Origin of the sequence: Trichococcus flocculiformis, from assembly GCF_963662535.1 — a bacterium.
Lineage (GTDB): Bacteria > Bacillota > Bacilli > Lactobacillales > Aerococcaceae > Trichococcus > Trichococcus flocculiformis.
The window spans coordinates 2,709,358-2,721,165 of the sequence record NZ_OY759718.1; the positions used below are offsets into that span (position 1 = coordinate 2,709,358).

11 protein-coding genes and 1 other annotated feature are annotated in these 11,808 nt (G+C 48.4%); of the genes, 2 read left to right on the plus strand and 9 right to left on the minus strand.

The annotated features are described in order from the left end of the window. Positions 1–157: 157 nt before the first annotated feature. The 6 genes from rsmA to ACKPCD_RS12930 all read right to left on the minus strand — a co-directional run bounded on the left by rsmA (position 158) and on the right by ACKPCD_RS12930 (position 6,974). Positions 158–1,057, minus strand: a complete 900-nt coding sequence (gene rsmA, locus ACKPCD_RS12905) for a 16S rRNA (adenine(1518)-N(6)/adenine(1519)-N(6))-dimethyltransferase RsmA (protein WP_086987873.1) — start codon at positions 1,055–1,057, stop codon at positions 158–160. Further along, entirely contained in the window at positions 1,054–1,653 is a 600-nt protein-coding gene (gene rnmV / locus ACKPCD_RS12910) for a ribonuclease M5 (protein ID WP_321433441.1), read from the minus strand. The genes rsmA and rnmV overlap by 4 nt, the downstream gene beginning before the upstream one ends. Then, positions 1,650–2,432, minus strand: coding sequence for a TatD family hydrolase (locus ACKPCD_RS12915; protein ID WP_321433442.1), 783 nt, complete (start codon positions 2,430–2,432; stop codon positions 1,650–1,652). The genes rnmV and ACKPCD_RS12915 overlap by 4 nt, the downstream gene beginning before the upstream one ends. Before the next feature lie 113 nt (positions 2,433–2,545). Next, on the minus strand, positions 2,546–4,567 hold the full coding sequence (gene metG, locus ACKPCD_RS12920; protein WP_321433443.1) for a methionine--tRNA ligase: 2,022 nt from the start codon (positions 4,565–4,567) through the stop codon (positions 2,546–2,548). 203 nt (positions 4,568–4,770) lie between these two features. Beyond that, complete coding sequence (locus ACKPCD_RS12925) at positions 4,771–5,532, minus strand: MerR family transcriptional regulator (RefSeq protein WP_321433444.1); 762 nt, start codon at positions 5,530–5,532, stop codon at positions 4,771–4,773. A gap of 119 nt (positions 5,533–5,651) precedes the next feature. Next, a complete protein-coding gene (locus tag ACKPCD_RS12930; RefSeq protein WP_321433445.1) occupies positions 5,652–6,974 on the minus strand; it encodes a C40 family peptidase in 1,323 nt (440 codons plus the stop codon). Positions 6,975–7,293: 319 nt separating this feature from the next. Beyond that, positions 7,294–7,507: a binding site (T-box leader), on the plus strand. Between the two features lie 70 nt (positions 7,508–7,577). Between ACKPCD_RS12930 and tyrS the strand changes: the two genes are divergently transcribed. Both tyrS and ACKPCD_RS12940 read left to right on the plus strand, forming a co-directional pair. Continuing rightward, the gene (gene tyrS, locus ACKPCD_RS12935) at positions 7,578–8,840 is read left to right on the plus strand and encodes a tyrosine--tRNA ligase (protein ID WP_321434575.1); all 1,263 of its coding nucleotides are present in this window, start codon (positions 7,578–7,580) and stop codon (positions 8,838–8,840) included. Position 8,841: 1 nt separating this feature from the next. After that, entirely contained in the window at positions 8,842–9,372 is a 531-nt protein-coding gene (locus tag ACKPCD_RS12940; RefSeq protein WP_321433446.1) for a GNAT family N-acetyltransferase, read from the plus strand. A gap of 278 nt (positions 9,373–9,650) precedes the next feature. Here the strand turns inward: ACKPCD_RS12940 and ACKPCD_RS12945 are convergent, their stop codons facing one another. The 3 genes from ACKPCD_RS12945 to ACKPCD_RS12955 form a co-directional block, all read right to left on the minus strand. After that, a complete protein-coding gene (locus ACKPCD_RS12945; protein WP_086987865.1) occupies positions 9,651–9,833 on the minus strand; it encodes a hypothetical protein in 183 nt (60 codons plus the stop codon). A gap of 20 nt (positions 9,834–9,853) precedes the next feature. Continuing rightward, positions 9,854–10,558: an NAD(P)H-dependent oxidoreductase gene (locus ACKPCD_RS12950; protein WP_276645248.1), complete on the minus strand. Its 705-nt coding sequence runs from the start codon at positions 10,556–10,558 to the stop codon at positions 9,854–9,856. Positions 10,559–10,706: 148 nt separating this feature from the next. Further along, positions 10,707–11,792 (minus strand): Gfo/Idh/MocA family protein, encoded by a 1,086-nt coding sequence (locus ACKPCD_RS12955; RefSeq protein WP_321433447.1) that lies wholly within the window; start codon positions 11,790–11,792, stop codon positions 10,707–10,709. Positions 11,793–11,808 lie beyond the last annotated feature (16 nt).

Consider the following 11,808-nt stretch of genomic DNA (forward strand, 5'->3'; position numbering starts at 1 on the left):
AAATCTTATCAACTTTTTTCGCAGTTTTTAGTAAACTTCCGACAGAAAATCAGCACAACCTCCCCTTCACCTTTAATTTGAAAGGGGGGCTGCGAGGTGGGGCTGTCTTCTCGACGGGGTCTCCGGAAACTCTAATATCAAGCAAGCACTTGGTCGCTTATTTAACATCCAAATACTTGACCAAGGCGTTGGCAAGATCCGCAAATTGTTCGATGCTCAGGGCTTCTGCCCGTTTTGAGGGTTCGATGCCCGCTTCTTCAAGTCCGGCTGTCAAAGCAGCCTTGACCTCTTCCGTTTTGCCGTAGCGCGACTGCAGATTGTTCCAGAGCGTTTTTCTGCGTTGGTTGAAACCGGCGCGGACCAAATCAAAGAAGAACTTCTCATCCGTAACCTTCACTTTGGGTTCCGCTCTGCGTTGCAGCTTCAGGATTGCCGAATCGACATTCGGTTGCGGCACAAAAACGGTTTTCGGAACGATGAAGGCAATCTCGGCTTCCGTATAGTAGTCGATCGCAATCGTCAATGAACCGAATGCTTTCGTTCCGGGCTTGGCGGTCATGCGTTGTGCGACTTCCTTTTGCATCATCATCACAAACGTATCGATCGGCAAATCCGTCTCGATGAAATTCATGATAATCGGCGTCGTGATGTAGTAAGGCAGATTCGCCGCTACCACCAATCGTTCAGCCGGTTCAAAATGCTCCTCGATGACCTGCGGAACATTCGCCTGCAGAATATCCTGAAAAATGATTTCGATATTATCGTATTCCGCAAGTTCTGTCTTCAAAATAGGCGCCAGTCGTCTGTCCACTTCAAACGCCACTACTTTTTTGGCTTCTCTGGCAAGGCGCTCCGTCAAGGCTCCGATACCGGGACCGATCTCGATCGCATTGGTGTTTTTGTCGATACCGGCTGCAGCCACCATCTTCGTCAATATATTCGGTTCCACCAAAAAGTTTTGCCCTAGGCTTTTCTTCATGGTCAGATGGTATTTCTTTAAGATGGCGTTCGTTCTGCTTGGTGTCGCTATATCCTTCTGGTGTTCTAATGCACTCATCTGTTTTCCTCCTCCTGCCGCTGAGCGGTCAGGCTATCCTTTTCATCCAGTTCTTTTAAAATGGCTGTCATCGCTGCATCAACATCTACTCTTTCCAGTTGAAACATGCGCAGGCGTTTCAATAACTGTTTTCCGTTTGTATGGCCGATTCCGAGCACATCCCCCAGCAATTCACGATAGCGCCCTGAATCGGCGTGTCCGATCAAGTGCCATTCATCCAGGAATTTCCTGTCGATATCGCTCGTTTCAACCTGTCTTTGCGTATAAACATTCTTCAGCGCTGCCCTTATGTTCTCCGGGGAGGCATGTTCGACTCCTAGACTTCCCCCTTTCGGAGATTGCGCATCATCCTTGCGCAGGAATGCATGCTTGACGCCGGGTATCCGTTCCACGATTGTTGCCCGGATTTTGCCGCCCGGATAATCCGGATCGGTGAAGACGATGACGCCACGTGTCGCTTGCGCATGGGCAATCAGCTGCAACGTTGCTTCATTGATTGCCGAACCGTTCGTTTCGATCGTATCAGCTTCAACCGCTTCCTTGATCCGTTTGGTGTCGTCTTTCCCCTCAACCACTATAATTTCTTCTATTTTCATTTGTCTTCCAACCCAAATAATTTATTCGCGTTTTTGGTTGTCTGCAACGCGATTTCTCCGAAGGTTTGCTCGCGTAATTCAGCAATCTTTTCGGCTACATAGCGTACATAAGCCGGCTCGTTCCGCTTTCCACGGAAAGGGACTGGTGCCAGATACGGCGCATCGGTTTCGACCAGAAGCTTCTCAATCGGAACAACTTTGGCCACTTCATGCAATTCCGTCGCTTTTTTGAAAGTGACGACGCCACTGATTGAAATGTGCATGCCCAAATCCAAAAACTTTTTCATATAGTCCACATCGCCGCTAAAGCTGTGCATGATGCCTCCGATGTCGCGCACATCCTCTTCCTTCAGAATGCGGTACGTATCTTCGATGGCATCACGCATGTGGATGCTGATCGGCAGTTCCAATTCTTTGGCGATCGCGATTTGTCTTCTGAATATTTTCGACTGGACGTCATGCGGCGCTGTGTCCCAGTGATAGTCCAGACCCATTTCCCCCATGGCAACAACCTTCTTTTCTTCAAGCAACGCCATCAGGCTGTCTTCCACTGCCGCAGTGTAAGTCGCTGCTTCTGTAGGATGCCAACCGATGATGCTGTAGATTTCGGGATATTTTGCGCTCAATTCAAGCGATTTTTTTATTGTGTCCGCATCGAAGCCAACTACCGCAAATCTGCCGACACCGGCTTCGTGAGCCCTTGTGATGGCCGCTGCAGCATCATCCGCAAAAGCATCCACGTTCAGATGCGTATGTGTATCAAATAATAATTTATCCATAGATTCCTTTCCGGTTCCTGCGGGAAGGCTAAGCCTCCCCTGATTCTTCTGCATCTAAAATGGACAAAGGAGTCCGGGACAACTGTCCCAGGCTCCTTGAATCACAAAAACCTTTATGCCACTGTTGAACCATTTACTGCCGATTCAGGTGCGAGTATCACTTGCAGTACGCCATCCTTTTCAGCAGAAAGGATCATCCCTTGGCTGATTTCACCCTTCATTTTGCGCGCTTTCAGGTTAGCGACGATGATGACTTTCTTGCCGATGAAATACGCAGGATCCGGATACCATTGTGCAATGCCCGACAGGATTTGGCGATGCCCTTCATCCCCCGCATCCAGACGGAATTTCAGCAACTTGTCCGCGCCTTCGACTTTCTGGCAATCGATGACTTCAGCAACCTTCAACTCGACTTTATCGAAGTCCTCATATTTGATCTGCTTTTCTTTTTCAGAAGTCAGCACGGTAGTCGTTGGATCCCACTCTGCAGCAACTGTTTCCTCTTCTGCGGGGATGGTTCCGCCGCCCATTTGTTCCTTGATGTAGGCGACTTCCTCTTCTGTAACGAGACGCGGGAAGATTGGCGTGCCTTTTTCAACTACCTTCACATCCGCCGGGAACGTTCCGAAAGCTACGTTTTCCCAAGCGCCTTGTTTTTCGAAGTCCAATCCAAGTTGTTCATACATTCTGAACGGCGCTTGCGTCATGAATGGAGACAGTAGGATGCCGACGACGCGCAAGGTTTCAGCCAAATGCGCCATAACGCTTCCCAACTCCGCTTGCTTGGACTCGTCCTTCGCCAAGACCCATGGAGCGGTCTCATCGATGTATTTGTTCGCGCGGGAAATGAGGCGCCATGTTTCGGACAAGGCCGAACTGAACTGCATGTTGTCCATTTCCTTCTGGTAATTCTCGGTCACTTCCGCTGCCATCGCTTTGAGTTCCGCATCGAAAGCCGTTTCCGCTGCTAGTGCCGCAGGGATGTTACCCCCGAAATATTTGTTGATCATGGCGATCGTTCTGTTCAGCAAGTTGCCCAGATCATTGGCCAAATCATAATTGATGCGGTTCACGTAATCCTCAGGTGTGAAGATGCCGTCGCTGCCGAAGGTCACTTCGCGCATCAGGTAGTAGCGCAAAGCATCCAACCCGAAGCGCTCCACCAACATATCCGGATACACAACGTTGCCTTTTGATTTGGACATTTTGCCTTCCTTCATCAAAAGCCACCCGTGTCCAAAGATTTTTTTCGGAAGCGGCAGATCCAGTGCCATCAGCATGATCGGCCAATAGATGGTGTGGAAGCGGACGATTTCTTTTCCGACCATGTGCACATCAGCCGGCCAATATTTTTGGTAAAGCGAGTCATCAGCCGAACCATAACCTAAGGCAGTGATGTAGTTCGCCAATGCATCGATCCAAACATAGACCACGTGTTTCGGATTGCTTTTAACAGGAATCCCCCAAGTAAAGGTCGTCCGTGATACAGCCAAATCCTCAAGTCCTGGTTTGATGAAATTGTTGACCATCTCGTTTTTGCGCGATTCCGGTTGGATAAAATCAGGGTGCGCATCGTAATACGCCAAAAGACGATCCGCGTATTTGCTCATGCGGAAGAAGTAGGACTCCTCTTTCACCAATTCGACTTCATGGCCGCTTGGCGCAACTCCGCCGATGATGTTTCCGTCGGCATCGCGGTACACTTCAGCCAATTGGGTTTCCGTGAAGAACTCTTCGTCGGAAACAGAATACCAGCCTTCGTATTCGCCAAGATAGATGTCGCCTTGTTCCAATAATTGTTCAAAAATCTGCTGAACGGCTTGGACATGATCATCATCAGTGGTGCGGATGAACTTGTTGTTGGAAATGTCCAGACGTTTCCATAGATCCTGCATATCCTGGGCCATGCCGTCCACATATTCTTTCGGTGTGATGCCCAATTCTGCAGCTTTGTTCTCGATTTTTTGTCCGTGCTCATCTGAACCGGTCAGGTAGAACACATCGAATCCCATCAGTTTTTTATAGCGCGCCATTACATCGCATGCGATAGTAGAATACGCATTTCCGATGTGGAGCTTTCCGCTCGGATAATAGATTGGAGTAGTGATATAAAATGTATTTTTGTCTTTAGCCACGAATGAGTGCGCCTCCCTGAATTCTAAGTTCTTTGCGAATGTACGCAACTTACCGTACCATTCTACCACAAAAGTCAAGGGTTTGGGGGCGAAATTCGAAACATGCGGCAACCTCTTGCCAACGCCTGCACCTCCGGATCCATGCACAAAAAAGCCGAAAGCAAATTACAGCTCCCGGCCTCTACAGCATCATCCAGCATTTGTCACTTATCCGTATAGTTGTGGATCGCATCCCGCAAAAATGCAGCGGCCCCTTTGCCTGATGCTTTGTCGTAGTATGCCGTGAACCTTTCGTCGTCGACATACATCTGGGCCAGTCCACGATGCGCTTCCGGAGAGTAGCTCGGCCAAGTATAGCTCAGCCATTGTTTATGCAGCGCAGCAACCGCCAAGGCAGCCTCTCCGCCGGCATCCCCCGTAGCCATCGCTTCCGTCAGCATCTCCTGCAGGCGTGCGGCCATCTCCTGCATTGCGTCAAAATCCGCTTCGCTCATTCCTGCGAACTTATTGTTCGAAGCCGCTACGGTCTTTTCTCCGTATTTTTCGCGGATTTCCTGCCCGTAGCGGATTTCGTTCTCGTCGAGCTGTTCCTTCTTCAAGCCTTCAAATTTCTTCTTGTCGTCCATTTTTCTGCCTCCTCTTTTTTCTTCAAGCGTAGCATCCACCGTTTTGATCAGCAATTCGATTTCCTTCTTTTTCTCCAACAGCGCCTGTTTATGTGCGACCAATGATTGTTCCGCATCATATGCCGGATCATCCATCGCGGCTTTGATCTTATCAAGCGAAAAAGACAACTGTTTGAAGAACAGGATCTGCTGCAGCCTGTCCACCTCTGTCTCACCATAGATGCGGTAGCCAGAGGAACTGGTGCGTTTGGGCTTCAGCAGGCCGATTTCGTCATAGAAGCGCAGCGTCCTCGTGCTGACGCCGGCCAATCGGCTCAATTTTTGGATTGTATATTCCATTCTATCCCCTCCGATGATCCTATCTTACACCTTCACGCTGCGTTAAGGTCAACAGCTTCTCTTCATACTACGCAAAAATCAAAAAAAGACAGCCCCGGAGGACTGTCGTGAATTTTGGATTATCTTGCAACACGTACGGCAAATGATGCGCCGGAAAGGTTGTAAGAAGAATAAGTAACCGTTTGGCCTGGTGCCGGAGCGTGGATGTATTGTCCGCCGCCTACGTAGATCGCAACGTGATAAGTCGCGCCTCTTGAACCCCAGAAGATCAAATCTCCCGCTTGTGCGGATGATACAGCAATCTGTGTACCTGAGTTTTCTTGAGGAACTGTGTAGCCACCGATTTCGATGCCGTATGCTTCTCTGAAGACATAAGACGTGAAGCCAGAGCAGTCAAAGCCTGACGGTGTTTTTCCGCCCCATACATAAGGAACGCCGATGTATTTTGCGGCAATGGAAACAACATCGCCTGTTGGTGCCGATAATGTTGGTGCAGTCACGACTGGCGCAGACACAACTGGTGCGCTGACGACTGGTGCAGCTGCTGCAGGAGCAGACACAACTGGTGCACTTTCAACAACTGGTGCAGCGGCAACTGTTTGAGCAGGAGCAGCTGACTCGGAACTTGCAACTGTGCTTGATGCAATATCAACGGATGAAGCAGCGGTTGAAGATTCTTCTGAGCTTGCTTGTGCGACTGTTGCAGCTACAGTTGCTGCGGCAGCTTCAGCAGCGGCAATGGCAGCAGCTTCTGCGGCGGCTCTTTGGTCAGCTTCTTCTTTTTGCGCTAAGAACATTTGACGGTCGGATTCAGCCGTTGCTTTTTCAGCAGCCAAAGCGGCAATTGCGCTTTCCTGTTCGATTTTCTTCACTTGCAAATCGCCTTTAAGTTGTTCCAACTCCATAGCCATTGCATTAATTTTGCTTAAGTTTTCTTCAGTTTTACTTTTCTTATCTTCAACAGCTTTTTGATCCGCAATTTGCTGCTCAACCAATTCTTTATTGGCTGATACCATTTTTGAAACAACATCGATGCGGGATACTAAATCTGTGAAAGATTCGGATGCTACGATAAAGTTCAAGTAGTTTTCGTTTGAACCGTTCACTTGAACAGATCTTGCTTGTTCATCCAGTTGCTCTTCGCGTTGTGCGATGACAACTTGCAATTCGGCAATATCTTCTTGCAAAGTAGCAATTTCATCTTGCGTCTTTACGCGGTTTGCCAATAAAGTCTCCGCTCTTTTTTCAGCTGCATCAACTTCTGCAGTGATTACAGATAAGGTTTCCTCTACAGTGCTTTGTTTGCTGTCCAATTCAGAAATTTTCGTTTCTTGTTGTTGGATTTTTGTTAAGATTTCATCTGCTTGTGCTGTAAAAGGCGTTACTATACTTGTTGCAAGGATCGTACCTGCTAATGCGATAGCCACTAATTTCTTCTTCAAGTCTAATTCCTCCACTTACATTCGATTGTCGTTAGTTATAATTCTTATATATCTTTTAACTTTTTATAGTTTTTCTTAAGATTCATCAACATAATGAATCATAACATAGTTTTTTTTCCTTTAGCTTGGTTTCGTCAAGTTGTATCCTAACTGTAACAATTCTGTAAAAAGACGCGTCTAATGTATCTGAATCCGCATAATTAGTAATATTTGCAGCCTTATTCTGCTTTGTAACATTTATGTAACATTGCTTTTTTTATTGTCATGGTTGACATCTGAAGTTTTGCTGCGCTATACTAACGGCAATTAACCAATACAATAAAAAGCGATGAAAAAGACAGTAGAATCGGGATTTTGTCCTATAGAGAGTCAGCGGTTGGTGGAAGCTGATGCAAGCCTGGATTCGAATTACACTTTGGAGCTTTCTTATGCGCATAAGCGTCCGGCATACGATACATGTCAGAGTGGCAAAGTCTTTCCGATTCGGATGACTCTGCAAGCTGGGTGGTAACACGGTAACTATCGTCCCTGTTCAAACAAGAATTTTCTTGTCTGGACAGGGATTTTTTTGCATATAAATTTATGAGAAAAGGAATGAAGCACATGAATATCATCGACGAGTTAGAATGGCGCGGTGCCATCAATCAACAAACAGACGCGGAAGGCTTACGCAAATTAACGGAGGATGAGCAGATCGGCCTTTACTGCGGCGTCGATCCGACAGGCGACAGCCTGCATATCGGACATCTGATCCCTTTCATCGTATTGAAGAGATTCCAATTGGCAGGACACAGACCCGTCATCCTGATCGGCGGCGCGACCGGATCGATCGGCGACCCAAGCGGAAAGAGCGAGGAACGGGTTCTGCAATCGATGGATCAAGTCGTCGAGAATGCAAATGCTCTGACTGCTCAAATGAAGAAACTGTTCCTGTCCGACAGCTCGGCCGACATCCGCCTCGTCAACAACTATGACTGGACCAAAGATTTGACACTGTTGGATTTCCTGCGCGACTTCGGCAAAAATTTCAACATCAACACGATGCTGGCTAAAGATATCGTAGCCAGCCGCTTGGACACCGGTATTTCCTTCACGGAATTCACTTACCAAATTCTGCAGTCCATGGACTTCCTGCACCTTTTCCAGAATGAGGGCGTCAACCTGCAGATCGGCGGTCAGGATCAATGGGGCAACATCACTGCCGGTTTGGACCTGATCCGCAAAAAAGAAGGTACAGAAGCAAAAGCTTTCGGTTTGACGATTCCATTGATGCTGAAAGCGGACGGCACAAAATTCGGTAAGACTGCCGGCGGTGCGGTCTGGTTGGATCCGAAAAAAACAACTCCTTACGAGTTCTACCAATTCTGGGTGAACCAGGACGACCGCGATGTCATCAAATACTTGAAATACTTCACTTTCCTTTCAAAGGAAGAGATCGATGCTTTGGCCGAAAAAGTGGAAACTGAGCCGCACAAACGCGAAGCCCAAAAAGTATTGGCAGCTGAAATGACGCGCTTCGTCCACAGCGAACAAGCCTTGGCGGATGCGTTGAAGATCACTGAAGCTCTGTTTACCGGCGAAGTGAAGGAATTGACTGCCGATGAAATCGCCGAAGGCTTCAAAAATATGCCGACTTTTGAGTCCGACCTGAAGGAACAGGAATTGGTCACTTGGTTGGTCGATCTGGGAATCGAACCGTCACGCCGCCAGTCACGCGAAGACATCCAAAACGGCGCCATTTCCATCAACGGCGAAAAAGTCACGGATTTGGAATTCGTCATCACTGCCGAAAACTCTTTCGAAGGCCGCTTCATCCTCGTGCGCCGCGGCAAAAAGAAATATTTCCTGGTAAAGTTGGTGTCTTGATATGACGACCCCGCAGCTGTTTTCCCGCGAAACGTCACTCCGGCTGGAACCTGTCGAAAGCATGGAGCAGATCAACGAGCTGTCCCGCTTGGCTGACATCATCTGGCATGAATACTATCTGCCGATTCTAGGTCCGGAACAAGTAACCTATATGTTGGAGAACATCCAGTCCAAAGCGCATATGGAAGCAGATATCGAAACAGGAAAATTGGATTATTTCCTCATCAAAAGCGAGGGGCAATCCGCCGGTTACCTGGCTATCCAATTGCAGGACGACAAGCTGTTCATCAGTAAACTTTATTTGCTGAAGGAAGCCCGTGGGCGAGGCTACGCCTATCAAATCATGCAAAAAATGGTCGATTTGGCTATCAAGGAACAGAAAAAAGTTCTGGAGCTCACCGTCAACAAATACAACGAAGGTTCGATCGCATTCTACGAAAAATACGGTTTTGTGCGAACGGAATCCATCGTCTCCCCCATCGGAGGCGGCTTCGTGATGGACGATTACGTCTACCAATTGCCAATCAAATAAAAACAAAAAAGATAGACACTACCCATAAAAAGGTGAAGTGTCTATCTTTTTTATCCCTAAAGAGCGCGGCCAGCTGCCGCTGACCGGGTGAGCGAAACGGAATATGCGTATGCAGCTCCGTCCAGACTTCTACTCGCCGGAGTACATCGATAACTTCCACCCCCAACTACGACGAAGCTACGCTTGCCGGAGAATAACTCAGAATATCGTCTGAACTCCGGTGAAGCCCCCGTTTCCCGGAGCTGACAGTCGAAGTAAGGTCAAGTCGATGCCGCAATCTAATCCGACCACTCTTTCGGGCTCCAGATCCGCCCGTCCAATTCGCCCTCCATTTGTTCGATCCGTTGATACTGCTCTTGGAAAAGCTTCTTCGTTTCCTGGAAAAGTGCTTTTTGCCGGTAATCTTTACTTGCTGCCATTAAGTGATTCAGTTGTTCCTGCACCCAATTTTCAGTCTCCATTTTCGTCCCCCGCTTTACTTTTATCCAAACTGATTGCCTTCCATCTGTGCCAATGTCCACGCCAAGTCATCCAATTGCTCACGGTTGTCCTCCAAAATGGCAAGCAGATGCTCCACCAGTTGCTGGTCATCTTCGGAAAGTCCCACTTGCCCAAGCGACTGCAGTTGGCGTTTGAACCAGTTTTCTGAAGCCTTGAGGCTGGCATCATTGTCTTTGGTAAGGTATTGCTGGTAAGCGATCAGCAACTCTTTCTTCTTGCTGTCGTTCAGGTAATCGAATTTAGAAACGGTGAGCGTCGGCAGGTACACCATGCCGCATTTTTTCGCCAACGCCTGGTAAGGACGGGTCAGTTCGGAAATCGTGAAGCCTTCCCTACCTCCGGCTTGGTATTCGCGTTCATTCACACCGAGTGCCAAAACGAGGCCGAATTCTTTTCCCGACAACCTGCCTCCGTCAGTTCCGTAGGCAAAGTCATCTGTCAAAACGACATCCTGCCATTGCTTCAATAGAGCTGGCGAGCTGTACCAATAGAACGGAAATTGGAAGATGATGCGGTCATACTGGAGCAATTGCTGTTGTTCGGCTTCCCGATCGACCTGTCCATCCGGATAAACCGACTCGAGATGATGCCACGTCACTCCTTCAGCCGGAAGACTTTCCCACAGAAACCTTTGCAGATTCGAATCAGCCAGCGTCGGATGGCTGACGATGATCAATGTTTGCATCCTTTCACCTCATTCTCAATAATTCTTCTTCCGCATCATAACAAGCTGTCGGCCATAGTTCAAGTCGCATGCTCATCCAACCCGAAACCAACAAAAACCCTTCCTTCGCCATCCGGATCACCCAGCAGCAAAGAAAGGGAAAACTTTTTTATAGACTTGCAGCAGTGATGTTCAGTGCCTGTTCCTGCGCTTTCAGGCATAATTCCTGCGCCTTGAAGATATGTTCCTGTGTCATCGCATTTTCGGTGCGGTTGATGCAGTCCAAGATCATTTCTCCGAAGAACGGGAACCCGACTTCGCCTGTCAAGGAGTAGTGCTCCTCGCCATCCTTCGTCACCAAGAAGAGGTGATCGCCGGTCTGCTCCGTCGCTACGTTGATGTATTTGCGGATTTCGATCGTTCCTTCTGTTCCGGTGATGAACGTGCGGCCATCGCCCCACGTTCCGAGTCCGTCCGGTGTGAACCAGTCCACTTTGAAGATGAAGGTTGCGCCATTGTCCCCGATCAGCGTAGCGTCACCGTAGTCCTCCAATTCTGGTGTATCCGGATTGTTGTAGTTTCCGACTTTGCTGTGCAGCACTTTGGCATCGGTATTTCCCGTATAGTAAAGGAATTGCTCAATCTGATGACTGCCGATATCGGCCAAAATGCCGCCGTATTGTTCTTTCATGAAGAACCAATCCGGACGTTTCTCTTTATCCAATCGATGCGGCCCGAAACCGGTCACTTGGATGACACGGCCGATTCTGCCGTCTTCGATCAACTGGCCGGCAAATACAGCACCTTCCACATGCAGTCTTTCGCTGAAATAGACCCAATATTTTTTACCGGTCTCTGCAACTACTTTTTTGGTCTCTTCGAGTTGTTCCAGTGTCGTGAAGCCGGTCTTGTCCGTGAAATAGTCTTTCCCTGCCCGCATGACTCGATTTCCCAACGCACTGCGCAAGTTAGGCACAGCAGCAGCGGCAACCAACTGGATTTCCGGATCTTCCAAAATTTTTTCCAAAGACTCCGCAACGGTAACATCCGGGAATGATTCCAGATAATTCGCTACCTTTTCCGCATCCGGATCGTAGACATATTTGATTGTAGCGCCGGCTTCAATCAACCCGTTCGTCATGCCGTTGATATGTCCGTGGTCCAGTGCCGTAACGCCCACGTTGAACGCTCCCGGTTCCACTACTCTGTTTATTTTCCCTTTCGGAGCATAATTCATTCCATCTTTATTTCCCAATCGTATGACCTCCTTC

What these genes read in the sequence shown, in the direction of transcription:
- tyrS (WP_321434575.1), top strand. Translation starts at nt 7,578, where the DNA reads ATGAATATCATCGACGAGTTAGAATGGCGCGGTGCCATCAATCAACAA.
- rnmV (WP_321433441.1), bottom strand. Translation starts at nt 1,653, where the DNA reads ATGAAAATAGAAGAAATTATAGTGGTTGAGGGGAAAGACGACACCAAA.
- ACKPCD_RS12945 (WP_086987865.1), bottom strand. Translation starts at nt 9,833, where the DNA reads ATGGAGACTGAAAATTGGGTGCAGGAACAACTGAATCACTTAATGGCA.
- rsmA (WP_086987873.1), bottom strand. Translation starts at nt 1,057, where the DNA reads ATGAGTGCATTAGAACACCAGAAGGATATAGCGACACCAAGCAGAACG.
- ACKPCD_RS12925 (WP_321433444.1), bottom strand. Translation starts at nt 5,532, where the DNA reads ATGGAATATACAATCCAAAAATTGAGCCGATTGGCCGGCGTCAGCACG.
- ACKPCD_RS12940 (WP_321433446.1), top strand. Translation starts at nt 8,842, where the DNA reads ATGACGACCCCGCAGCTGTTTTCCCGCGAAACGTCACTCCGGCTGGAA.
- ACKPCD_RS12915 (WP_321433442.1), bottom strand. Translation starts at nt 2,432, where the DNA reads ATGGATAAATTATTATTTGATACACATACGCATCTGAACGTGGATGCT.
- ACKPCD_RS12950 (WP_276645248.1), bottom strand. Translation starts at nt 10,558, where the DNA reads ATGCAAACATTGATCATCGTCAGCCATCCGACGCTGGCTGATTCGAAT.